20 protein-coding genes and 1 pseudogene are annotated in these 23,861 nt (G+C 73.8%); 8 read left to right on the top strand and 13 right to left on the bottom strand.

Annotated features, from left to right (window positions below):
* Nucleotides 1-99 precede the first annotated feature (99 nt).
* Nucleotides 100-399, top strand: a complete 300-nt coding sequence (gene tatA, locus EMA17_RS13280; RefSeq protein WP_126637125.1) for a Sec-independent protein translocase subunit TatA — start codon at nucleotides 100-102, stop codon at nucleotides 397-399.
* Between the two features lie 123 nt (nucleotides 400-522).
* On the opposite strand, the gene EMA17_RS13285 is transcribed toward tatA, so the two are convergent.
* Nucleotides 523-1,902 carry a tannase/feruloyl esterase family alpha/beta hydrolase gene (locus EMA17_RS13285; RefSeq protein WP_246126632.1) on the bottom strand — a complete coding sequence of 460 codons (1,380 nt, stop codon included), beginning with the start codon at nucleotides 1,900-1,902 and terminating at the stop codon, nucleotides 523-525.
* A 236-nt stretch (nucleotides 1,903-2,138) separates the two neighbouring features.
* Here EMA17_RS13285 and EMA17_RS13290 point away from each other — a divergent pair, with 236 nt between their 5' ends.
* Both EMA17_RS13290 and EMA17_RS13295 read left to right on the top strand, forming a co-directional pair.
* Nucleotides 2,139-3,380 carry a sensor histidine kinase gene (locus tag EMA17_RS13290; protein ID WP_126637127.1) on the top strand — a complete coding sequence of 414 codons (1,242 nt, stop codon included), beginning with the start codon at nucleotides 2,139-2,141 and terminating at the stop codon, nucleotides 3,378-3,380.
* The gene (locus EMA17_RS13295) at nucleotides 3,377-4,123 is read left to right on the top strand and encodes a response regulator (RefSeq protein ID WP_126637128.1); all 747 of its coding nucleotides are present in this window, start codon (nucleotides 3,377-3,379) and stop codon (nucleotides 4,121-4,123) included. Before EMA17_RS13290 ends, EMA17_RS13295 begins: the two co-directional genes overlap by 4 nt.
* Before the next feature lie 11 nt (nucleotides 4,124-4,134).
* Here EMA17_RS13295 and EMA17_RS13300 read toward each other — a convergent pair whose 3' ends face one another.
* From EMA17_RS13300 to pgfA, 9 genes and pseudogenes are all read right to left on the bottom strand, one after another.
* The gene (locus tag EMA17_RS13300; protein ID WP_126637226.1) at nucleotides 4,135-4,905 is read right to left on the bottom strand and encodes an FkbM family methyltransferase; all 771 of its coding nucleotides are present in this window, start codon (nucleotides 4,903-4,905) and stop codon (nucleotides 4,135-4,137) included.
* Complete coding sequence (locus EMA17_RS13305; protein ID WP_126637227.1) at nucleotides 4,902-5,111, bottom strand: Trm112 family protein; 210 nt, start codon at nucleotides 5,109-5,111, stop codon at nucleotides 4,902-4,904. Before EMA17_RS13305 ends, EMA17_RS13300 begins: the two co-directional genes overlap by 4 nt.
* A pseudogene (locus EMA17_RS54005) lies at nucleotides 5,104-6,007 on the bottom strand (hypothetical protein); the annotation flags it as partial. The gene EMA17_RS13305 and the pseudogene EMA17_RS54005, both read right to left, overlap by 8 nt.
* A 2-nt stretch (nucleotides 6,008-6,009) precedes the next feature.
* Nucleotides 6,010-6,729: a class I SAM-dependent methyltransferase gene (locus tag EMA17_RS13315; protein WP_126637129.1), complete on the bottom strand. Its 720-nt coding sequence runs from the start codon at nucleotides 6,727-6,729 to the stop codon at nucleotides 6,010-6,012.
* Complete coding sequence (locus tag EMA17_RS13320) at nucleotides 6,729-8,120, bottom strand: condensation protein (protein WP_126637130.1); 1,392 nt, start codon at nucleotides 8,118-8,120, stop codon at nucleotides 6,729-6,731. Before EMA17_RS13320 ends, EMA17_RS13315 begins: the two co-directional genes overlap by 1 nt.
* A complete protein-coding gene (locus EMA17_RS13325) occupies nucleotides 8,117-12,724 on the bottom strand; it encodes an alpha-(1->3)-arabinofuranosyltransferase domain-containing protein (protein WP_246126633.1) in 4,608 nt (1,535 codons plus the stop codon). The genes EMA17_RS13320 and EMA17_RS13325 overlap by 4 nt, the downstream gene beginning before the upstream one ends.
* A gap of 87 nt (nucleotides 12,725-12,811) precedes the next feature.
* On the bottom strand, nucleotides 12,812-13,537 hold the full coding sequence (locus EMA17_RS13330; RefSeq protein ID WP_126637131.1) for a class I SAM-dependent methyltransferase: 726 nt from the start codon (nucleotides 13,535-13,537) through the stop codon (nucleotides 12,812-12,814).
* 4 nt (nucleotides 13,538-13,541) lie between these two features.
* The gene (locus tag EMA17_RS13335; protein ID WP_126637132.1) at nucleotides 13,542-14,714 is read right to left on the bottom strand and encodes a glycosyltransferase family 4 protein; all 1,173 of its coding nucleotides are present in this window, start codon (nucleotides 14,712-14,714) and stop codon (nucleotides 13,542-13,544) included.
* 245 nt (nucleotides 14,715-14,959) lie between these two features.
* Nucleotides 14,960-16,024, bottom strand: coding sequence for a cell envelope lipid trafficking protein PgfA (pgfA, locus tag EMA17_RS13340; RefSeq protein WP_126637133.1), 1,065 nt, complete (start codon nucleotides 16,022-16,024; stop codon nucleotides 14,960-14,962).
* Nucleotides 16,025-16,249: 225 nt separating this feature from the next.
* Between pgfA and EMA17_RS52520 the strand changes: the two genes are divergently transcribed.
* The 5 genes from EMA17_RS52520 to EMA17_RS13360 all read left to right on the top strand — a co-directional run bounded on the left by EMA17_RS52520 (nucleotide 16,250) and on the right by EMA17_RS13360 (nucleotide 21,520).
* The gene (locus EMA17_RS52520) at nucleotides 16,250-16,417 is read left to right on the top strand and encodes a hypothetical protein (protein ID WP_170222150.1); all 168 of its coding nucleotides are present in this window, start codon (nucleotides 16,250-16,252) and stop codon (nucleotides 16,415-16,417) included.
* 95 nt (nucleotides 16,418-16,512) lie between these two features.
* Nucleotides 16,513-17,712 (top strand): PucR family transcriptional regulator, encoded by a 1,200-nt coding sequence (locus EMA17_RS13345; protein WP_126637134.1) that lies wholly within the window; start codon nucleotides 16,513-16,515, stop codon nucleotides 17,710-17,712.
* An 81-nt stretch (nucleotides 17,713-17,793) separates the two neighbouring features.
* Nucleotides 17,794-18,588, top strand: coding sequence for a metallophosphoesterase family protein (locus EMA17_RS13350; protein ID WP_126637135.1), 795 nt, complete (start codon nucleotides 17,794-17,796; stop codon nucleotides 18,586-18,588).
* Nucleotides 18,589-18,693: 105 nt separating this feature from the next.
* Entirely contained in the window at nucleotides 18,694-19,491 is a 798-nt protein-coding gene (locus tag EMA17_RS13355) for a TIGR03084 family metal-binding protein (protein WP_126637136.1), read from the top strand.
* Nucleotides 19,492-19,768: 277 nt separating this feature from the next.
* Nucleotides 19,769-21,520, top strand: coding sequence for a chitinase (locus EMA17_RS13360; RefSeq protein WP_126637137.1), 1,752 nt, complete (start codon nucleotides 19,769-19,771; stop codon nucleotides 21,518-21,520).
* 23 nt (nucleotides 21,521-21,543) lie between these two features.
* Here the strand turns inward: EMA17_RS13360 and EMA17_RS13365 are convergent, their stop codons facing one another.
* The 3 genes from EMA17_RS13365 to EMA17_RS13375 form a co-directional block, all read right to left on the bottom strand.
* Nucleotides 21,544-22,155 carry a HutD/Ves family protein gene (locus EMA17_RS13365; protein ID WP_246126634.1) on the bottom strand — a complete coding sequence of 204 codons (612 nt, stop codon included), beginning with the start codon at nucleotides 22,153-22,155 and terminating at the stop codon, nucleotides 21,544-21,546.
* Between the two features lie 116 nt (nucleotides 22,156-22,271).
* Entirely contained in the window at nucleotides 22,272-22,604 is a 333-nt protein-coding gene (locus EMA17_RS13370) for a cupin domain-containing protein (protein WP_126637139.1), read from the bottom strand.
* 52 nt (nucleotides 22,605-22,656) lie between these two features.
* Nucleotides 22,657-23,835: an MFS transporter gene (locus EMA17_RS13375; protein ID WP_126637140.1), complete on the bottom strand. Its 1,179-nt coding sequence runs from the start codon at nucleotides 23,833-23,835 to the stop codon at nucleotides 22,657-22,659.
* Nucleotides 23,836-23,861 lie beyond the last annotated feature (26 nt).

Here is a 23,861-nt window from a genome sequence, read left to right on the forward strand (position 1 = left end):
GGTTGTACAGTTGCGCAAGACAGCAAGTATGGTGTCCGCATCGGGCTGCCCGACGTCGGGCGCGGCGCCGGCCCGCGACGTGGAAGTAGGCGAGTGGCGATGTTGCGCAACGGGTTGGAGCCCGGACACCTGCTGGTCCTGGCGATCGTGGTGATCGTCCTGTTCGGGTCCCGGAAACTGCCGGACACCGCACGGGCGTTGGGCCGGTCCATGCGCATCCTCAAGAGCGAGACCAAGGCGATGCGCGAGGACGACACGGCGCGGACGTCGGCGGCGTCCACCACCACCGCCTCCGCCGCACCCGAACCCGCCCGCGCGGTACGGAGCGCGCCCGGCGGCGCCCCCGACACCGTCCGCACGACCCCCGAGCGCGAGCCGGCCAACCCCAACGTCCGCTGAGGCGCCGGCCGCGACGCCCGCCGCACAGGGCGCACCCCGACGCCACCCGTGCCGCGTCGACGACGCCGCACGGGTGGCCCGTGGTGATGTGCCCGGTACCGCGCGGGGATCGGGATCGGTCGCCTACAGCGTGCAGCCGTTGACCTTGTCGGTGCCCGGCGCGGGCGCCGGAACGGTCCGGCTCGGCGGTGGGGGCGTACCCCGCGTGGTCCAGGCGGACAGCGCGTCGAAGGCGGTCGCGAAGCACGGTGACATCGGCCGGACCAACTGCTCCAGCCCCTGGTACAACCCGTCGGCGTGGGTCCCGTCGGTGACCCGGTAGTAGCGGTGCATCCGGCCGCGCCCGGAGTCGTCGACCATCTTCGCGTACACGTCACCGCTGCGGCTGATCGGCAACAGCGCGTCGAGCGTGCCCTGGAGGGTGATCAGCGGGCGCCGGATCCTTCCCGTCAGGGACAACCGGGCCACCGCCTCGTGCACGGCGGCCGGCCGCTCGGCGTAGACGTAGTCGGTGTCGCACCCCTCGATGGTGTTCGGCGGACAGAACGGGATACCGGCCTCCAAGGAGCCGTCGTAGTCGGGGTCGATCTCCTCGCGCATCGTGCGTTGCAGCGAGTCCCACAACTTCTGGTAGTGGAACTCCCAGGTCTGCTCGGAGCCCTTCGGATAACCCGCGGCCAGCATCTCCTCGTACGCGCCCGGCACCTTGTCCCGGTAGCGCGGATAGGCCCGCAGCGCGGCCGGTGCGGTGTCCAGGATGTTGGGCGAGTCGGGGGTGAACAGCAGCCCGTGCAACTCGACACCGCCGGTGAACAATCCCGGGTTGTTCTCCAACTGCCAACGGACGAGGTATCCGCCGGCCGAGGCGCCGGCCATGTAGGTGGTCCTCGGCGCCCGGCCGTAGTGCCGCCCGGCGACCTTCTTGGCGGCCACGGTCAACTGCGCCACCCGCCGGTGCCATTCCGCGACGGCATCGCCGGGACGCACCCCGTCCCGGTAGATCCTCGTTCCGGTGTTGCCCTTGTCGGTGGCCGCGTAGGCGAACCCCTTGGCGAGGGCCTGATCGGAGATCATCCGGTCGTTGGCGTACTGCTCGCGCAGCCCCGGCGGGCCGGCCACGACCAGTCCGCCGTTCCACTTCCTCGGCAGGCGGATGACGAACTGGCTGTCGTGATTCCAGCCGTGTGTGGGATTACTGGTGGAACTGTCGGGAAAGTAGCCGTCGAGTTGCACACCCGCGACGCCGGACGGGGTCACCGTGCCGGGCGCCTCCAGGCCGAGCCAGTCGGTCGTGTCGGTGTGCCCGGTGTTCCGCGTGCCGTTGGTGGTCAGATCCGCCAGGCAGGCGCCGATCACGTACTCGGCACCCGGGACCCGTGTCGTGCAGGACGAGGAGTCGCCCCGGCCCGACTCGGTCGCCGCGTTCGCCGCGGTCGAACCGAGCGTCGTGGTCAGGAGCAGTGCGGCGGCGACGGCCAGTGGGCGGGTGGTCGATAGCGACAAGGGACTGCCCTTCGTGGGGTGGATGGGAGCGCCGGGATCCGGCCCGACCGAGCCTAGGAACGCCCGCGGTCCCGGCCCCAGATGCCGAACGGCCATTCGCGGCCCACCATGTGGGAACACCCGCGGCCGAACGGCACATGACCTTCGGCCAAGGTTGCGTCCCGACCCCGCCAAGCCCGCCGACCCGCGGGTATCGTTCGGCGCACCGCACCCGGGGGATCGAACGGAGATACCGGATGATCGCGTCGCCACCATCGGCCCCGACCGCGCGGGCGTCCCGACCCCTGCCGTGGTTGCCGCCCGCGGTGCATGCGGCCGTGCTGCTCGGCGGGCTGTACGGCGGCCTGGTCACCGACGGAACCGTCCGGCCGGCGCGCCTGGCCGGCTTCGCCGCGTGCCTGCTGGTATTGATCGCCCTGGACCGGATCGAACAGCGCCGCTGTCCGCCGCGCACCCCGCCCCGTCCGGCCGCGCTGCTCCTGACGGTCCGTCTGGTGTTGTTCGCCGCGGCCGTCGCCCTGGACCGCTCGGGGGTGTCCCGGGCGCTGTTCGTGCTCGTGCCGATCACCGCGTTCCTCGCGTTCGGCCGCCGGGTCGGCGTGGCGCTGACCGTGGCCTGCACGGCGGCGATCCTGCTCGGGAACGTGTTGTGGGTGCCCCGCTGGTACCTGCGCACCGATGTCGTCACGGACCTGCTCATGTCCGGACTGGGCCTGGCGCTCGCGGTGGCGATGGCCGCGATCGCGGTGGGCGAGCAGGCCGGGCGGGTGCGGTTGGCCGACACGCTCGACGAACTCCGGGAATCGCATGGCCGGTTGGCCGACTACGCGGCCCGGGTCGAGCGGCTGTCCACCGCCCGCGAGCGCAACCGGCTGGCCCGCGAGTTCCATGACGGGCTGGGCCACCATCTCACCGCGATCGCCGTCCAGTTGGAGAAGGCGGCGGCGTTTCGCGACCTGGACGCCCGGATCGCCGAGCGGGCGATCGCCGACGCGCGCTGGTCGGCGGGCCGGGCGCTGGACGAAGTCCGGGTGTCGGTACGGGCGTTGCGCGACGAGGACACGCCCTTCTCGCTGTCCTCGGCGCTCGCCGATCTGGTCCGGCACGTCGACGGCGGGCCCGCCCGGGTCACCCTCGATGTGTCCGGCGAGGAACGCGGCTACCACGTCGAATCGCTCACCGCGCTGTATCGCGCCGCCCAGGAGGGGTTGACCAATGCCCACCGGCATGCCGACGCCCACCTGGTCAGCGTCCGCGCGCGGTACGGCGAGGACGAGGCGTGTCTGGTGGTCGCCGACGACGGACGCGGGTTCGCGGTCGGGCGGGAGGAGGACGGCGGGTTCGGGCTGCGCGGCATGCGCGAGCGGGTGGACCGGCTCGGCGGGCGGGTCGAGGTCGAGGCGGCCCCGGGACGCGGGACCAGGGTCACCGTGACGGTGCCGCGCGAGCCGGTCGGCGCCGAGGCGGTGCGCCGATGAGCGGGCCCGAGACGGACCCCGTGAGGGTGTTGGTGGTCGACGATCAGGAACTGGTGCGGGAGGGGATCGCGTCGCTGCTCGGCATCCAGCCCGGGATCACCGTGATCGGCGCGGTCTCCGACGGCCGACAGGCGGTGTCGGCCGCGGTGGCCGAACACCCCGACGTGATCCTGATGGACGTCCGGATGCCCGTCCTCGACGGTGTCGCGGCGGTCGCGCGGATCCGCGAACGGGCGCCGCTTTGCCGGGTGATCATGCTGACCACCTTCGACGACGACGAGTACGTGACCGAAGCGCTGCGCGCCGGCGCGGTGGGCTATCTGCTGAAGAACCTGCCCTCGGCGCAACTGGCCGCCGCGGTACGCCTGGCCCGGGCGGGCGTCGCCCAACTCGACGTCTCGATCACCCGCCGGCTGGTGGCCGACCCGGCCGGCGCGAAACCGCGACCGAAATCGGAACCGCGACCGCAATCGCAGGCCCGACCGGGACCGAGTCCGGCCGACGCCGGCGTAGCGCCGCCCGATTCGCGACCCGGATCCAACCCCGCCCCCGGCGTGCTCACCGAGCGGGAGACCGAGGTGTTGCGGCTGATCGCCACCGGGTCGACCAACCGCGAGATCGCCTCCCGGCTCCACCTCAGCGAGGGCACGGTCAAGAACCACATCTCCCGGATCCTGTCCCGCCTCGGCCTGCGCGACCGCACCCACGCGGCGATCCACGCCCACGACCACGGCCTGCTGTGACGGGGCGGGCGTCAACCGCTCCCGGGCCGGCGCGACTTCGGCAGGAACAGCACCGAGTTGACGTAGCGGCGACCGAACGGGGCCAGCGTCCGACGCAACAACCCGCGTTCGGCCACATGCGCGGTCCGCGACTGATGCCCGGCCAGGTCGAACCCGGCCAGCGGCAACCAGTGCCGACCCGGCAATACCCATCCCGCGTAGTCGAGTTCGGCGAGCAGGTCGAGCACGGGCGCCGTCGACCCGATGCGCGTCTCCACCTCGATGAACAGCGCCGGGCGATCCCGCCGCAGCAACTCCCGCGCCCCGCGCAGTACCGCCGATTCGCTGCCGTCCACGTCGATCTTGACGAAGACCACCTCGGTCAGCCCCAGATCGTCGAGCCGTACGCAGGGCACCTCCAGCGCCCGGTCGTGGATCTCCCGGCGGACCAGCGACGACACGCCCCGATCGCCCCGGTCGCCCGGCGGCAGCCACAACGACACGGTGTCCGCGGCCCGATCGCCCGCGGCGGCGGCCACCACCCGCACGTTGGCCGGGGCGCCCTCGGCGAGCAGCCGGGCCAGGTGCGGCACCGGTTCGACGGTCACCACCCGGTTCGCGCGCCGCGCCAGCCGCCGCGACCACGGCCCGTACCAGCCGCCCACGTCCACGGCCGTGCCACCGGCCGGGACGAAGTCGGCGAGCCGGCGCAACTCCGGTTCGAAGCGCGGATACAGCACGTCGACGGCGGCGGTGACCAGCCTCGGCGGCACCCGGGGTCCGAGCCGGGCGGCGATGGTCACGGCGCGCTCCGGCGGGTGATCCGCGCGTGCTCGTCGTCGGAGACCGCGACGCCGGAGGACGGCAGCAACTGCGGGATGCCCTCCAGGATCGGATAGCGCCTGCGCAACCTCGGGTTGTACAACGCGTCCTCCGGGACCAGCAGGGTCAACGGCCCCTTGTCCAGCGGGCAGGCCAGGATCCGGAGCAGCGGATTGTCGGGTTCCATCGGGCGACTCCTCTTCCGGGACGGGGACTGGGTCGTGCCGGGGCAGAACGAGCAGGACGGCGCCGACGAGGACCGTGCCGGCCACGCGCAGGGCCGGCCGCGCCGGATCGCGTGGCGGCGCCTCGGCGAAGGCGACACTGCCGAGCACGGCGGTGAACGGCGCGGACACCGTGGTGCACACCGGCACGATCGGCGACGCCCGGCACCGTTGCAGCGCGGTCCGGGACAACGCCGGACCGGCCGCGCCGGTATCGACCGGCAGGTACGGGTAGGGCGAGCGGAGCAGTTCCGCCATCCGGCCGCCGGGGTCGTGCGTCCTCCCGGCCGGAGACGCCCTTGATCGCCGGCGAACTCACCCCGTACAGCAGGCCCAGCGCCACGCCGTACTCGACGCCGGTGGCGGGCGGGCGATCCGGATCCCGGGCTCGGCGGCCCGCCGCCGTGTACAGCCACGCCGACCCGACCAGGGCCGGCGGGCACACGGCCGGGAGCCGGCCGGCCGGGGCGTGGTCGCCGACGGTGTCCGAGGACCGCAGTGAGCCGACCACCATCGCCGGTGCGACGAGGACGGCGAGTACGCCCGCGCGCTCCCGGGCGGAGGGCCGTTCGCCCGGCACCACCGAGGACGACAGGAGCAGCAGCACCGGGCCGGCGACCAGGATGCCCTGCGCGGCGGCGAGCGGCAGGGCGCGGTGGACGGCGAGCCGGGCGGCGAATCCGGCGGTGAGGGCGAGCGAGCCGACCAGCCACGGCGGACTGCGCGGGAGCAGCCCGATCGTGCGCAGCGGGCGGCCCGCGGTGAGCGCGGGCAGTCCGGTCGACGCCCGCTTCTCCACCACGAATCCGCCGCTGTAGAGCACGTTGGCGAACAGCGCCGCGGCCACGCCCCACCACACGGCTACCGCCGCCGCGCGTGCACGAGCAGGATTGAGGCGAGCGAGGGGGCGGCGCAGGCGATCCGGTCCAGCGGGCGCAGCGGGCGGGGCACCCCGTGGAAGGGCGCGCCCGCGACCCGGACCACCTCGAAGCCGGCCGCGACCAGGAACTCCCGGAGCGCGCGGGCGGTGTACAGCCGCAGATGGCCCACCACCTCGGTGCCCGGGCGGCCGTGCACGCCGCGCAGGCTGACCTCGGAGAAGACCGGCTGGACACCCGCGAGCAGCAACGCCCGGTTGTACCAGGCGGCCAGATTCGGGGTGGACACCATCAGATGGCCGCGCGGTTTGAGCACCCGGCGCAACTCGTCCAGTGCGGCGTCGGGATCGACCAGGTGTTCCAGCACCTCCGCGAACACCGCTGCGTCCACCGCGCCGTCGGCCAACGGCAGCCCGCCGTCCGTGAGTTCGCCGCGCACCACATGGCCCAACCGGGGCGCGGCGCGGCGCAGCGCGTCCTGGGACCAGTCGAGGCCGACCAGCGTATGGCGGGCCAACAGCGGCCCGGCGATCGCCGCCGCCGAGCCGTCGCCGCAGCCGACGTCCACGATCAGCGCCGGTTCGGGGCCGAGCGCGCGGGCCAGCATGGCGGCCTGCCGGCGGCCGCGTTCCGGGCCCGAGGCGACCGGGACGGCGGGGTCCTCGTAGAACGCGCGCAGGCCGGCGGGTCGGGCGGCGGTCATCACGAACCACCGCCGGGTGGCGCCTGGTTCGGTGCGGCGGCGACGGCGGCCAGGCATGCCTCCAGGAGGCGGTACAGCCGCCGGGCCGCCGCGTCGTCGAGCAGCGCTCGGGACCAGCGCAGGCCGACGTGCAGGCGGTCGGCGGTGCCGGTCGTGGTCAGGGTCAGGCCCCTGGGCATCCGGGTGGGCGCGGACACCCACACCGCGCTCGCCCGGCCCGCGTCGCCGAAGTCCAGCGGGTAGGGGATGCGGCCGAGGTTGCTCAGCAGGGTGGTCGAGGTCCAGGGCCCGACCGCGCGGCCCAGACTCCGGGTGAACGCGGCGCGGACGCCGACCGGGAGCACCGGCGCGGTCAGCAGGGCGGCGCCGCGACCGAGCGGGGGTCGCCGCGCCGCCCGGAGCTCGCGGGTGCGGCGGGCGGTACGGCGCAGCAGGTCGGCGATGTGGTCGGGGCTCGGGGACGAGGCGGGTCCGCCGTCGTGCTTCGGCGCGTATTCGCGCGGGCCGAAGCAGACGTCGACCAGGCGGGTGCCGTTGCCGATCGGCATGTCCGGGCCGCGCGGTCGGTCGTCCACGGGCATGGTGATCCGGATCGGGCGGGGCGGTGCGTCGTGCAGCCGGTTCCAGTGCGCGATGGTCAGGCACGTGGCGACCAGCAGGCGGTCGTTGACGGTGTGGTCGGCGCCGGAGGGGCGGGCGTGCAGGGGGAGTTCGCCGAGCAGGACGCCGTTGCCCGTGCGCCGGGTCGGGTCGGACGCGGGCGCGGGCGCGACCCGGGCGGAGCGGGCCGACGCGCTCCCGGGGTCGAGGCCGGGCCCGTCGGTCGACGTGCCGGCGGCGGCCCGATTCGTCGTGGGCGGCCCGGCAGGGTTGTCGCCGGTGCCGCCGTAGAGTTCCGCCGCCGTCGCCAGCACACGCAGGAAGGCCGGGCCGTCCAGGGCGGTGTGGTGGATCGTGCACAGCAGGACACACCCGGCGGCGGTCGGCGACGAGCGGATCACCTCGATCCGGATCGGCGGTGCCAGGTCCAGCGGCGGCGCCTCGGTCAGCGCCGCCGCCCGGGCCCGGGCCAGCGCGTCGGGCCCGGGCGGCGGGAAGCGGACCGGCTCCACGTCGGGGGCGTCGACGAGTTCCCACGCGTAGCGGCGTGCGTACCAGGGCGCGGGTGCCGCACGGACCAGCGCGCGGGCGTGCGTGCGCAGCGCGGCGCGGAACGCGGCCCGCAGCCGGGCCGGATCCGGCTGCCCGGGCAGCCGGATCTCCATGTGCACCGAGATCGCCTCGCCCGGCCGTAGGCACTGCCGGGACACCTCGTCGACGACCGGGAACGGGATCCGGGCCGGGCCCGGTCCGGCCGGGTGCTCGCGCCGAGCCGGGCGCACCGTGCTCATGGTTGGTCGGTCTCCTCGGCGTGGGACTGGTCGGGGTGGGTCGCCCCGGGGTCGGTCTTCTCGTGCCGGGGCTTCGCGTCATCGCCCTTCCCGGGTTCGGCCCGCCGCGAGTCCGCTGCCACGGTGGGCGGTGCCGCCGTATCGGCCCGGCGATCGGGAGGCCCGCCGGGGTCTTCGCGAGCGGGCGTCGGGCCGGTGATCCGGTGCGTGGGATCGACGGCGGGGTCCTGTCGGGTCCGGTCGTCGCCGGTGTCCCGCTCGGGCGGCGGAGCCTCGGATTCGGTCGTGGAGACGCTTCCGCCGTGGGCCGATGGTGGTTCGGCCGGCACGCGCTCCGGCGGTGCGAAGAGCCCGAAACTCCCGTACCCCTCCCCGGAGTCGTGGTGCGCGGCGCCCTCGCCATCGGACCCGCCGGCCTGCCGATCACCGTCCCCCGCGCCGTCCCGATCCGCCCCGCCCACCGTCACCAGCGCCGCGATCAGGGCGATCAGCGCCAGGATCTGTGCGGCGGGTCCGAACGCGCCCTCGCCGGCGCCGACGGGCTCACCCGCCCCGATCGCCGCCGCGACGCCCGCCCCGGCCATCGCCACGAACGCGACCGGCACCAGCAGGTGTTGCCGGCGGCGAGCGACCAGCGCCACCGCGGGCACCAGCAGCGCCAACGGCCCCGCGATCAGCACGATCACCGCCGTCGGCGCGACCACGCCCTGGATCGAGCCGGGCGCGGGCGGCTCGACCCGCGACTCGGCGTCCCCGGCCGGGAGTTCGCCGCGCCGCCGGATCAACGCCAGGGCGAGCAGCGCGGCCAGGGCCACCGCGCCGCCGATCAGTGCGCCCCGGTAGATCCCGCCCGGCTCGTAGTCGAGCCGCACGGTGCCGGCCGCGCCCGCCGGGACCAGCCAGCCCTGCTGCCAGCCGTCGATCCGGACCGGGCGCAGCTTCTTGCCGCCGAGTGTGGCCTTCCAGCCGGAGTTGCGGTTCTCGTACATCTGGAGATAGGTGGCCTCGCCCGCCCCCACGCGCACCGTCCGGTGGTCGCCGCTCCAGTCGACGGCGGTGGCGACACGCGCCGACTGCCGGTCGGTGGAGGGTAGTTGCTCACTGACCAGGGTCACGTCGGTGATCTCGACGGGACCCCGGTCGTCCGCCGTGACCGTATGCGTGCCCCGGGGCAGGGACAGCGTGGCCCCCGGGGCGTCGCCGTCACACAGTCGCACCCGCACACTCCGGCGTTCCGTCAGATCGCGCACCGTGCCCGACACGCTCGTCGGGTGCGGCACGTTGTCGACCGTCAGCGTCGGGCCCTGACCGCAGGGCAGTCGGAAGGTCTGCCCCGGGTCGGCGGGCCGCTGCCGCAGGTCGGCCACCGCCGGGATGTAGACCTCGCTCAATCCCACGGGCAGTTGCAGCCGCCGGCCGGCGAGCGGGTTGTGCAGGGTCAGCGGCGCGACCTTGCTGATCGTGATGGTCAACCTGTCGGTGCGGATCGCGGGGAACCGGGCCGTGCCGTTCTCGTCCACCGAGGCGGTGGCCGAGCCGAACGGCGTGGAGATCTCGATGCGTTCGGGACGCGCGGACAAGCCGCCGGCCGCGCCGAGCACGATCTGGTCGACGGACCTGGGCTGCTCCCACTTCAGGTGCAGTACGGGTCGGTCTCCCGCGACCCACGCGGTGGTCAGGTCCCCGTCCACGAGATTGCGCGCGTCGAGTCGACTGCCGGTGTGCCCGGTCGACTCGGCGGTCACCGTGATGCCCGGCGGCCGACCCGGTACCGCGTTCTGCACGATCCGGTCCAACTCGGCGCCGGTGACCCCGACGGCGCGCGCGTCGACGGTGAACGTGTCGTCGGCGGCGGTGTCGAACCGGCGGTGCAGCCCGTTCTCGGCGTTCACGGGGGACAACCCGCCGGGATCCCCGTCGCGGTGCAGCGAGTAGACCCGGGTCGAGGCGTCGGCGCCGGCCGCGTCGGTGGGCAGACGCAGCACCCGCGAGACCTGGACCCCGGGGACGGACACCTCGGCGAACCCGGCGCCGGACAGGCCCGAACGCGGCGACTGTGCGCCCAGGATGGTGATCCTCAACCAGGTCGCCCGGCCCGCCGGCGCCCGCACGTCCTGCGCGGTGCCGTCCGGTTGCATCGAACTCTCCCGGGAACCCCGCTCGGTCTCCACCCGCACCCGGGTCGGCGCGGCACGCGTGGCGTCGCCCGCGAGCGGCGTCAGGCGCAGCGTGTCGGGCAGGTCGATCGGCCCGGTGAAGGCCACCCGCAACCACTGGCCGACCGGCCCGTCCGCGCTGCCCTCGGTCCAGGCGGTGTTCGGATCGCCGTCGAAGGCGTTCACCGGGTCGAATTGCGGCAGATGGAAAAGCCAGTTGCCGCTGCTGGAGGCGGACACCGCCTTCGCGCCGGCGAACACCGCCGTGGTCTGGTGTTCGACGCCGGTCGTCGGCAGGATCTGCTTGGGTTCGTCGCCGGCCGCCTGCGCGCTGCCGGACGGGTTTCGCTCGGTCGCGGTGTAGGTGTACGACGTGTTGTTGTTCACCAGCCCGAACCGGGTGTCCGCGCGCCGCAGTCCGTCCGCGACCACCTGTACACCCGGCCTGTCGATGCCGGGGTGGTCGTCGCCGGTGAGCACGGTGGGTCGGTCGCGCATGCCGGGGTCGGCGGACAGTTGCAGCAGCGCCTCGGAACCGCCGCTGAGGATCGCGGTGTCCGCGACGGCGCGCGCGCCGACCCGGCCGGGTCGCGGGGTGTCGGCGGGCGGCGCCCAGATCTCCACCGCCTGCCGGCGGCCGAACAGGCCCTGGACCTGGATCGGGGTGTTCTCGGGGATGCGTCCGTCGGTGATCCGCGGACCGAAGGCGGTGACCCGGTGGTATCCGGAGGCGACCAGGGTGCGTTCGACCACGCTCGGCGGGACGTAGCCGATCTGGTCCGGATCGAGGTCGTTGCGCACCACCACGTTGTAGAGCCCGGCGCGGATCAGGAAGTCGCGCAGGCCCGGTACTTCACCGCCGGTGAGCAGCGCCTGCTCGATCGCGTCCGTCGCCCGGCGCTGCCCCGGCGTGCCGAACGGGACGAAGTCCCGCTGCGCCCATGGGGAATCGGCCAGCGGATCGAGCGGATCGTCGATCGGCGACCCCCACGTGTACAGCCCGTGCGCGGTGGCGGGCACCACCAGGGCCCGGCTGTCGGCGGAGTTGTGCTTCAGCCAGTCGGCGGTCTGGTGCCAGTGGCGCGGCAACTCCTCGAAGGCCCCGGGCTGGAGGATCGTGCCGTTGAGGTACGGCCAGGCCAGACCGGGCAGGACGAGCACCGCGGCGATCAGCGGCACGTAGGGGCGCCCGGATCGCGGCCCGTGTCGGGCCGGTGGGGTGGTGCCTCGGGTGGCGCCGCTCGTCGTGCCGACCAGGTGGGCCAGGCCCAGCACCAGGGCCAGGGCCAGTCCGGGTTGGAACTTGTAGATGTTGCGGAACGGCCGGATCGGGCCGTCGAGCCAGTCGCGGATCGTGCCGTGGAACGGTGCGCCGAACGAGCCGGCGTACCCGGCGAGCGCGATCGCCGCCACGACCGACACGGTCAGCGTCAACCAGCGCCGCTCGGGCAGGTCTCGGCGGGCCAGCCCGGCCAGGCCCAGCGCGGCGGCGAACGCGGAGCACACGATGGTGACCACGGCGGCGACCACCGTCCGACCGGCGGGCAACCACGGCTCGCCGAAGTCGAGATAGGCGACCCAGTTGCCCGCGCCGCGCAGCAGTTCGGTCGCCGACATGGTCGTCGTGGTGGTGTCCGCCTGTTCGACGTACGGCAGGAAGTTCTCGCCGTACACACCCAGCAGGATCAGCGGGATCACCCACCACGCGGTGGCGAGCGACACCCCGAGAACCCACCAGGCGATCAGTCGCCACTTGCGCGGCCCGGCCGGTCGACTGAGCAGGTACAGCCCCACCGGGAGCAGCGCGGCCAGCGTGGAGGCCGCGTTGACCCCGCCCATGAACGGGATCAGCACCGCGGATCGAGCCGCCGTGCGCCGCGGGCTCGACCGGTCGGACAGCAGGGGCAGCAGCACCCAGGGCAGCGCCGCACCGGGCAGTACGCCGGCCGAGGTGGAGCCGATCACGATGGTGAACGTCGGCCACAGCGCGTAGGTCGCCGCGCCGAGCAGTCGGCTGCGCGCGGTGCCGATCCGCAGCGCCTCGGCCAGCCGCAGCGCGCCCCAGAAGGCGGCGGTGACGATCAGCGACAACCAGAGCCGCTCGGCCGCCCACACCGGCAGCCGGACCAGGTCGGCGAGCGCGTAGTAGGGCAGGATCGGGAAGGCGTAGCCGATGTACTGGTCGGCGAGGCCGCCGAAGCCGGCCCGGTCGTGCCACAGGCTGCCCAGGTCGCCGATGAAGCCCCAGGGGTCGGTGGCCACGCCGAGTTTGGTCTCGAACGTGGTCTTGCCGGGGGACTTGGCCAGGAACGCGATCAGGACGACCGCCCAGAACGCCGGTACCCACAGCCGATACCGCGCCCGCTCGGCCGGTGGTTCGGCGGCCGGCGTCGCGGCGGGCGGTCGACCGGGCCGGGCCGGAGGGAGGGACAGGGTCGTCTCAGCCACGGATGCCTCCTGCGGGGCGCGCGCGATACCCGGCGTCGGGGGAGCCGGCGGCGGGACCGACGGATGCGTCGGGCGATGGCCGCGCCGTCACGGGCACCGCCGAAGAATGAGGAGCAGGTTCCACGTGATCACCTCGCGCAGCCCGGGGATCCGGGTGACCGTGCCGGCGAGGAAGGGCCAGTAGCGGGAGCGGGCGCTGACCACCACCACGTCCGGCCGGGCCCGCACGTGCCGCAGGGTGGGGCCGACGTGTACGGCGAACAGGTTCTCGCCCAGGATGTGCTTGGCGGCGCGGCCGGTGCGGCGCGCGTAGCGGGTGCGGGCGCGCTCGGCGCCCACGTAGTGCCAGGGCGCCCATTCGTGACCGCCCCACGGGGAGTACCAGTTGGTGAAGGACACGTAGATCAACCCGCCCGGGCGGGTGACCCGCACCAACTCGCCGAGGAACGTGCGCGGATCCGCGACGTGTTCGAGCACGTTGGACGAGAAGCACACGTCGGCCACCCCGTCCGCGAGCGGCAGCAGGTAGCCGTCGGCCAGCACCGCGCCCTCGGGCGGGGTGCCGCGCGCGGCCAACTCCCGGGGATCGGGCTCGAAGAGGTACCCGTGCGCGCCGCGTCGACGAAACTCGCGGGTGAAGTGCCCGCTGCCGCCGCCGACATCGACCACCACCCGCCCGCGCAGTCGCACATGCCGCTCGACCTGGTCGGCGGCGTCCCGGGCGAGCAGCCCGTAGCAGCCGTCGGGGTCGCTCCGTTCGTGCCGGAAGGCGCGGAACAGCGCGAGGGACCGGTGCAGCGACGGGTCCTTCACGCGCTCACCACCGGCTGCTCCGTCCGGTCCCCGACGCCGCCGCCTCGGCGGCCACCGACCGGAACCGCCGGACGGTGGTGCTCCATCGGTAGCGGGCGGCGCGCAGTCTCGCGGCGCGGGCCATCGCCTCGCGGCGCCTCGGGGCGAGCGCCAGCGCACACCACGCGGCGGCGAACGAGCTTTCGCCGCGGGCCAGTACGCCGGTGACGCCGTCGTCGATCGAGTCGCGCAGCCCGGGGATGTCGAAGCCGACGGCCGGCGTGCCGCGCGCCGCGGCCTCGGTGACCACCAGGCCCCAGCCCTCGACCTGCGAGGGATGCAGCAACAGCCACGCCGCGCAAAGGAGTCGGTGTTTCTCCGCCTCGGTCACCCGGCCGGTGAAGCGCACTCCCGGCCCGGCGAGGGCACGCAGCCGATCCCGTTCGGGACCGTCGCCGACGATCACCAGTGTGCCGCCGGTCACCGGCCGGACCCGCTCCCACAGACGCAGCAGCAGATCGACGCGTTTGTAGTCGACCAGCCGGCCCACGGCCACGAACAGCGGCTCGGTCGAGGTGGGTGCCGGTGGGGCGGGCTCCTCGACGCCGTTGTGCACCACCCGGATGTGCTCCGGCGGTACGCCGATCTCCCGCAGCGCGGCGGCGGTCGAGCCGGACACCGCGACGATCAGGTTGCCCCGATGGGTGCCGGCCAGTCCCCAGCGCTCCAGGCGCCGGCCGATCCGGGCCGCGGGGCCCGGGAAGCGCATGCCCCACTGGTCGGTGTGCACATGGTTGACCAGGCACACGGTGGGGCCGCGATGCCACAGCGGGGTGAGGTAGGGCATGCCGTTGCACACCTCGACCAGCAGGTCGCAGCCGCCGATCCGGCGATCGAGGGCCCGACGGGCGCGCAGGTAGTGGTCGGTGTCCCCGCCGGCCGAGACCACCCGGTAACCCCGGTCGGCGGCGGGGCCGCCGCACAGCAGGGTGACCCGGTGGCCGTGCGCGGTGAGCCCGTCGGCCAGCCGGTCGACCAGCAGCTCGGAGCCGCCGGCGGCGGGGTTGGCCAGGTCGCGGCGGGCCAGGAAGACGATGCGATGGGGGTGCGGGGATCGGTCGGACGAGCGGGTGGGCGCAACGGGGCGACGTGGCGATACGGGCGTCACCGCACGCAACGCGGGTACGTGCTGGGGCATGTGAGCTCCAACTCGTTCTCGGTCTCGGTCTCGTTCTCGGTCCTGGAGCGAGCGAGCGTTCGGTGCGCGGGGTCGGGCCGGACCCGGGGGAGGGATGGGCCGCGCGAGTGCCGAGGTGGGGACGGCGGTGCCGGTTCTGCGGGATGGGCGGGATGTGCGGGGTGAGTTCGTAGTTTTCGCCACCGCGTCACCGCTCGGCTACTCACCGAGGTGACAACTTTGGTCCCGGGTGAGCCGGCGAACCGTCAATGTGGTGCCGGTTCCGCGTGCCGTTCGGGCAGCGGGCGGGTGTCGCCCTCGGGGTCGCGATCGTCGGGCGGACCGTCGCTCGCGGCGCCGCCGGACGCGCGGCGCGGGCCTCGGACCAGGAATACCACCCCGATCGTCACCAGCACGGCCCCCAGTCCGGCCGCCGAGAACGGTGCGATCTGCCCGATGGCGATCAGCTTGCGGTCGTCCCGCTGCGCCAAGTCGACCTGGTGGCGCCGGGTTTGCGGGGTGAAGGCGATCCGGTCGCTGTTCAGCAGGACCACCGAGGCGGTCGCCGCGCCGGGCGCGCGCAGGGTCTTGCGCGGGGCGATCTTCGCGTCGATCACCCGGCCGGTGCGCTGATCCACGACCAGCTCGACGCCCGCGTTGGCGTACCACTCCTCGGCGAGCACCTGCGGCTGCCCGGGCAGGCCGACCAGCGCGCCCGGCACCTGGCGTACGCCGATCCGGGTGTCTCGCACCGTGCCGGTGAAGCGATACCCGCGATGTCCCAGGACCTTGGTGGTGCCGCCGTAGTCCAGCGGGATCGCCGCCCCCAACGTCTCGTCCCACCAGCGGTATTGCCGCTTCTCCAGACCGAACGGGAACTTCAGGAACGCCTCGCCCTCGATCCGCGGCGTCTCGCCGCAGCAGTGCACGGGCGCGTTGGTGCGGCGGTCCGTCACCCAGCGGGCCACCGTCCACTGGTAGGACCGGCGCGGGTCCCCCCAGGCCAGCGTCTCGGGGGTGTCGATGGTCGTCGACACGTCCCACACCGCGCGGCCGCTGCGTTTCGCCTCCGCCACGTCGCCGAGTACGCGGCGGGTCACGGTGATCGTGCTTGCGTCCACCGGTTTCAGCGTGGCGGTGTCGAAATAGCTGCCGCTACCGGCGAAGACGACGGTGTCGTCGATGTCGACGGGAGTGCGTTTCGCGTGTGGTTCGACGTACCAGGCCAGCATCGCGGCCAGCACGAGCAGGAACACTCCCGCACCGAGCAGGAGCAGGGACGGGATCGAGGGGCGGGACGAGGTGGGGCGGGGCGAAGTGGGGCGGCGCATCCGGCACTCCTGACGGCGTTCGGCCTCGGGCACGTGCACGTCTGTCTGGGGTCTGGCGCGGTTCCGGCATGGGTTCCGACGCAGGTCGGGCTCGGGTTCCGTCCCAGGCCGGGAACCGTAGGCGCACCCTTGACGGAGTGTCAATACACCTCGCACACTGTGCTCATACAGAGCCGGTGCATGGGAATGGGCGGGGTGCCCTCCGATCGAGAGGCTCGTCGAAGCATGCACAGACTGCTCGCCGCCGGGTCGACCGTGATCCTCGCCGCCGCACTCGCCGTGGGTGCCGGGCTCGGGATCGTCGCCGCGTTGAACTCCACTCCCGACCAACCCAATTCGCCGCTCGTCTCGTTCCGTACCGATCCGACGCCGGCGCCGACCGCGCAACCCTGATGCCGAGCCCGCACGCCGGGAGACGGGTCCGGCCCCGGCATCGGCCGGTGGTCCCCGATGACGGCGCCGGCCGGCCGGCGCGAGGGAGGGGCGAGGTGACGGTGCGCACTGCCTGGCGGGACGTGCCCCGGCCGCAACTGCGGCGGTTCGCCGATCTGGCCATGGCCGAGATACCCGAACTGGCGCAGGGCATCCTGCGCGACATCCGCATCGAATACCCCGGCGTGCCGCTGGTGCCGGACGAGTCGGGTGAGCCGATGGCGCTGGTCGCCATCCGGCGCGCCCTCGTCGACTTCGTCGAGCACCTGGCCGCGACCGGCGATCGGCGGCACGAACGCCTGGAGATCTTCGAGCTGTTCGGCCGCGCCGAAGTGCTCCAGGGCCGCAGCCTCGACTCGTTGCAGGCGATGTATCGGCTCGGCGTGCGGCTCGCCTGGCGGCGGCTGGCCGAAATCGGTCAGGGGGTGGAGATCCCGCCGCCCGCGATGTACGAACTCGCCGAGGCGGGCTTCGAGTTCCTGGACGGTCTGGTCGCGCAGTCCGTACACGGCTACGCCGAGGCCGCCGCCCGCCAGGTCGGCGAACGGTTGTGGGCGCAGAAGCGGTTGATCAAACTGCTGCTCACCGAATACGGCACCGAACCCGCGAGCGCGCTGGCCGAACACGCCGCCCGCATCGGCTGGTCGGTGCCCGAACAGGTCGCCGTCGGCGTGCTGTTGCGTCCCGCGCCCGACGCGGTGGCGCCGGCGGTGGGGCGGGACGTGCTCCTGGACATGGAGTGCGAACGGCCCCGGATGATCCTGCCCGACCCGGACGCGGCCGGGCGCCCCGAACTGGTGCGGCGGGCGATGGCGGGCTGGTCGGGCGCGATCGGCCCGTCGGTGCCGATCGCCGACGCCGCGAAATCGCTGCACTGGGCCTGTACGGCGCTGCGGCTGGTGGAGCGCGGTCACCTGCCCGAGGGGCGGCTGATCCGATGTACGGAGCACACCGAGGCGTTGGTGCTGCTTCCGCCCGAGGAACTGATCGAGGACCTGGCCCGCCGCTGTCTGGCCCCCCTGGACACCTGCCCCCCGGCGCACGCCCGCCGGTTGGAGGAAACCCTGCTGGCGTGGCTGGAAACCAGGGGCGGCGCGCCGGAGATCGCGGCCCGGTTGGGCGTGCACGCCCAGACGGTCCGCTACCGGCTGCGCCAGATCCGGGACCTGCTCGGCGACGAGATGAACGAGCCGGACCGTCGCTTCGAACTGGAACTGGTGTTGCGGGCCCGGCGATTGCGGGAGGAGGGGGATTGAGGGGGACCGGGGAATCGGGGGGCCGAGGTCGGGCGGTGCGCCGCCGTGCCCTCGATGCCGTCCGGGAACTACCGTGCGGGGATGCGGATCGTGGGCGGTGGGATGGAGGCGGTGACCGAGGTCGGGTATCGCCGGGCGCGGGTCGGGGGTGGGAGCGAGGCGGCGCGGTTGCCGGTGGGGCGGTTGCGGGTGGATCGGCTGCCGACGGGGTGCGACGCGGTGTTGGTCGCGGGCGACCTCCAGGGGGTCGCGCCGTCGCCCTGGGGCGGGCCGCCGGTGTTGTTGGGTGTCGCGCTCGCCGATTTCCTGACGGTGTGGGCGCAGGAGGGGTCGGCGCCGATGCCGGAGCGGGTGGGCGTGGTGTTGGCGGGTGACCTGTACGCGGCGCCGGCGGCGGATCGGCGCGGCGCGACCGGGGCGGTCCGGGACGTGTGGTGGGCGTTCGCGGCGGCCGGCTGCCCGTTCGTGGTCGGCGTGGCCGGCAACCACGACGAGGTGTCGACGGCGGACCTGGCCGAGGCGGGCCCGCACGTCGTGCTGCTCGACGGCGCACACGTCGACGTGGGCGGGGTCCGCTTCGCGGGCGTGGGCCGGATCATCGGCGACCCGAAGCGGCCGGGCCGCCGGGCCGAGGAGGCGCAGACCGCCCTCGTCGACCGTGTCCTCGGCGCCGGCCCCGACGTGCTGATCCTGCACGAGGGTCCCCGCGGCCCCGCGCCCACCCAGCCGGGCCGCGCCGAGACGGCCGCCCGCATCCGGGCCGCCCCGCCGGCCCTCACCATCTGCGGCCACGTCCACTGGCCGGTCCCGGTCGCCCCCGCCCCCGGCGGCCACACCCTCAACACGGACGCCCGCGCGATCCTCCTGACCGTCTGACCCGACCCGGTCATGCGGCCCGCCGGGGGAGGCGGGCCCATCCCCCGGTGCTTGCCCGCGACCCCGCGGCGATGCGACGCTGCGATCGACGAGAGGACGGCATCGATGGTGGATCTCGCGGCCATGCTGGACGACCTGCGCGCGGAGGGCGCCGAGTCGGACCGGCTCGTCGCTTCGCTGTCCGCGGCCGACTGGGCGTTGCCGACGCCCGCGCCCGGGTGGACCATCGCGCACCAGATCGCCCATCTGGCCTGGACCGACGATCAGGTCCGGCTCGCCGCCACCGATCCCACCGCCTTCGCGGCCGCGGTCGCGGTGGCCGCCGCCGACCCCGACGGCTTCGTCGACCGAGGTGCGGAGGACGGCGCGACGGCACCGCCGAAGGACATCCTGGCCCGATGGCGGGCCGGTCGGCACGCGGTCCCGGAACTGCTGGCGGCGCTGCCGGCGAAGGCCCGCCTGCCGTGGTACGGACCGCCGATGAGCGCCGCGTCGATGGCCGGCGCCCGGATCATGGAGACCTGGGCGCACACCCAGGACATCGCCGACACGCTGGGCGTGCTCCGTACCCCCACCGCCCGCCTCCGGCACGTCGCCCGACTCGGCGTGCGGGCCCGGGACTACGCCTACACCGTGCACGGACTGCGGCCGCCCGAGCGGGAGTTCCGGGTGGAACTGATCGACCCGGACGAGCCGGGCGGCATCTGGACGCACGGTCCGGAGGACGCCGTCGAGCGGGTGACCGGTCCGCTGCTCGACTTCTGCCTCCTGGTCACCCGCCGCCGGCATCCCGCCGACCTCGCGGTGCGCGCCGAGGGCGCCGAGGCGAACCGCTGGCTGACGATCTCCCAGTCCTACGCCGGCCCGCCCGGAGCGGGCCGCGCGCCCGGCGGATTCGGCTGAGTCGGATGCGCCCTCGCCCCCCGAATCCACGCGCCCACCCGGCTCCCGCTCGACCCGAATTGGTCCAGACCTATTGACAGTTCCGCCGTCGCGGCGGTCAACTCGTCCTGCACACAGGCACCCCGGCACCTCCGGGTGCGCCCGGACGGCCTGCGCACGTCCCGCACCGAGGGAGCCTGACGTCCCATCAGGCGACGCGGCGCCGATCCGGGTCCACCTTCCACGCACACCCACGCCCGCAGGCAACCGCCCGGGCCGGTACGGGAGGCACACCACCATGGCACCACCACGTCCCGCCAACACCCTCGCGGACGGCTCGACTTCGCGCCGTCGTCGGAACGGTCCGCGCCGCTGGGCCGCGCTCTCGGCCGCGGCCTGCACCACGGCCGCGGCGAGCCTGCTCGTCCTGGCCCCGTCCGCGCCCGCCGCCGGCGCCGCCGAACTCGTGGTCAACGGCGGCTTCGAGACCGGCCTCTCCGGCTGGACCTGTTCCGGCGGCACCGGTCGCGCGACCACCACCCCCGTACACACCGGAACCGGCGCCCTCCAGGCCACCCCGGCCGGCGGCGACAACGCCCGCTGCAGCCAGACCGTGGCCGTGCAACCCGACTCCGACTACACCCAAACCGCCTGGGTCCAGGGCGCCTACGTCTACCTGGGCGCGAGCGGCACCGGCACCACCGACGTGTCCACCTGGACCTCCTCCGCCACCACCTGGCAAAAGCTCACCACCACGTTCCACACCGGCGCACGCACCACCAGCGTCACCATCCACCTGAACGGCTGGTACGGGCAGCCCGCCTACTACGCCGACGACGTCTCGCTCGTCGGCCCGGGCGGATCCACCACGATCCCGGGCGTACCCACCGGCCTGACCGTGGCCGGCACCACCGCGCGCAGTGCCTCGCTGTCCTGGACCGCGGTGCCCGGCGCCACCTCGTACGACGTCTTCCGCGCCGACACCAAGGTGGCCACGGTCGCCGGAACCTCCGCCGAGATCCCGGGACTCACCCCGCAGACGAGCTACACCTTCTCCGTCGCCGCGACCAACAGCGCCGGATCGTCGGCGCGTTCCGCCCCCGTCACCGCCACCACCGCGCCGGACGGCCCCACCGGTCAGGACCCGACCGGACTGCCCGAACGGGTGATGACCGGCTACTGGCACAACTTCGTCAACGGCTCCACGAACCTGCGCCTGCGGGACGTGCCCACCTCCTACAACCTGGTCGCGGTGGCGTTCGCCGAGGCCGACCGCTCCCGCTGGGGCGCGATCACGTTCGGCGTGGACCCGGGCCTGTCCACCGCGCTCGGCGGCTACACCAACGCCGACCTCAAGGCGGACATCGTCGCCATGCACGCCCGGGGACAAAAGGTCATCCTGTCCGTCGGCGGCGAGTTGGGCGCGGTCTGGGTCGGCGACAACGCCTCCGCCGACATGTTCGCGAGCACCGCCACGGCGCTGCTGCGCGAATACGGCTTCGACGGCGTGGACATCGACCTGGAGAACGGGGTCAGCCCCACCTACATGGCCACGGCGCTGCGCGCGATCCGGGCCCAGGTGGGCACCTCGCTGATCATCACGATGGCCCCGCAGACCCTGGACATGCAGACCACCCAGACCGCGTACTTCCAACTCGCCCTGAGCATCAAGGACATCCTGACCATCGTCCACATGCAGTACTACAACTCCGGCACCATGTTCGGCTGCGACCAGAAGTTGTACGCCCAGGGCGGCGTCGACTTCCTCACCGCGCAGGCGTGCATCCAACTCCAGGGCGGCCTGCGCCCGGACCAGGTCGCTCTCGGCGTACCGGCCACCGGACGCGCGGCGGGCAGCGGATACGTCTCGCCCGGCGTGGTGAACAACGCGCTGGACTGCCTGGAGTCGGGCACCGGTTGCGGCGGCTACCGACCCGCGACCACCTGGCCCGGCATCCGGGGCGCGATGACCTGGTCCGTCAACTGGGACGCGACCGCCGGCTACGCCCTGGCCAACACCATCTCGGCCCACCTGCGCACGATGCCCTGATCGTCGGGCACGGGCGACGGGCGCTACACCGGGCGGATGTCCGCCCACAGCGCCACCGAGCCGGGTTCGAGCGGCGCCGTCCCGTCGGCGGCGCCGCTCGTCCACCACAGGCCCCGCCCCGGTCGCAGCGCCGGGCCGGGGCCGCCGTGCGTGCCGCGCCCGGACAGCAGGTACAGCACACCGGCGTGCCCGGCGGGCAGCGGCACGGGAGCGTCGACGCGCCGGACGTCGGCGGTCCATCGGCCGCGCCGGGTCATGATGTTGAGCACCCGGACCGCGCCGCCGTCGCCGAGCAGGCGGGCCCGGAGCGTACGGTCGCCGGAGAAGGCGAACGGCACGGCGGCGCGGTCGAGCCGATGATCGAGCGGCGCGGCGCCGGTCGCACCGCCGCCGTCCGCGATCAGACGCACGCCGTCGCCCGCCAGAAGGGTGATGGTGCGGTCGACCCCCGGGAACGGCGAGAACGGCCCGTCGGCGGCGATCGTGGCGATGCTCGCCCGCCAGCCGAAGTCCGCCGGGTCGCCGCCGCCCGGGCCCGCCGGCCCCGCGCACGCGATCTCCCGCGTGTCGCCGCCCCCGTTGCGCCACGGGCCGACGGGCAGCGTTTCGACGTCGAAGAGATGCGTCTGCGTCACGTACGGGCCTGCTTCCATGGGGCCGGGAGGGCGCGGGATCGGGGCGGTGGGCCCGGGCCCGCCATGATGCCGGCCGCCGTGCGGGCATGCGCGCGCCGTGATCCCGACGCCGTCGCTCACCCGTGTTTGGCGACGGTGAGCAGTACCGCCGAATCCTCCAGGGCGTCCAGACTGTGTCGGGACTTCGGTACGACCAGGAAGTCGCCCGTCCGTCCCTCCCACGACGTCTCGCCGTCGATCAGGAGCACCCGCCCCCGCATCACCAGCAGGGTCGCCTCGCCGGGATTCTCGTGTTCGGACAGCGAGGTCCCCGCGTTCAGCGCGATCAGCGTCTGCCGCAACACGTGTTCGTGGCCCCCGTACACGGTGTGCGCGCTGCGCCCCGTAGAGGCGGTGGCGGCCAGCTTGAGCAGTTCGCGGACCTGGGCTTCCAAGGAGAGCTTTTCCATAGCCACAGTGTGCACACGAGCGCTCACAAAACCCCGGACGACCGCACCCGCGTCACACCGGAAGTTGCGCCGCCGCGCCGGGCCGCACCCGGTCCAGGCTCAGCCGCAGCGTCATGCAGGCCAGCGCGGCGAGGGCGAAACCGGCACCGAGCCAGGCGAGTTGCCGAGGTCCGGTGACGGACAGAAGCCAACCGCCGATCGTGGTACCCGCGGTGATCCCGAGGTTGGAGAAGGAGATGAACAGGCTGTTCCCGAACTCGGGGGCGTCGCGCGCGTCGCGTCCGAGCCAGTACTGGCCGACGATCAGCCCGCCGGAGTGCACCGCGCCCCAGATCGGTATCGCCACCAGCATCGGCGCCGTGTGCGGACCCACCGCGTAGAGCAGGACGTACACGGCCAGGCACAGGGCGGGAAAGGCGAGCGCGGTGCGGATCGGGTCACGCCGCAGCAGCGCGCCGAAGGCGAAGTTGCCGAGGATCATCACGAGGCCGAACACCATCAGCAGCGCGCCGACCCACGAGCCGTCCATCCCGGTGACCTCGTCCAGAAACTCGGCGAAGTAGCCGTACACCGAGAACATCGCCGCGAAGACGAAGACCACCGACAGGATGCTCAGCCACATCCGACCACCGCGCAGCACCCCGACCTGGGCGCCGTACGACAACCGACGCTCCACCGGCATGGTGGGCAAAAAGCGCAGGATGCCCAGGAAGGCGATCAGGTTGATCACCGCGCCGAACCAGAACGCCGCCTCCAGGGACGGATGTTCGGCCAGGTAGGCGGTCAGCGGAACGCCGAGGGCGAAGCCGGCGGTGACCCCGGCGAACACGCGGGTGGTGGCCCGCGTCGCGTCCGCCGCGGGGACCAGGCGGGCCGCGGTGGTCAGGGCGACGGAGAAGAACACGGGATGGACGACGGCGGGCAGGATCCGGAACGCGAGCATCACGTCGAACCGGGTGGTGAGCGCGTACACGGCGTTGGAGACCGCGAACAGCAGGATCGCCGAGGCCAGCACGGTCCTGCGGTCGATCCGCGACGCGAACAGCGTCATGAACGGCCCGGAGACCGCGATCACCAGGGCGAACGCGCCGACGAGGAGACCGGCGGTCGAGGTGCCGACGTGCAGCCGGTCGGCCACCTGCGGCAGCACGCCGACGATGCCCATCTCGGTGGTGATGATCCCGAATACGCCGAGGGCGAGGGTTGCGATCGTGACGGTGGTGGTTCTCATCGTGGCCTTGTCGTTCGGTGTCGATG

Source organism: Embleya hyalina, assembly GCF_003967355.1.
Lineage (GTDB): Bacteria > Actinomycetota > Actinomycetes > Streptomycetales > Streptomycetaceae > Embleya > Embleya hyalina.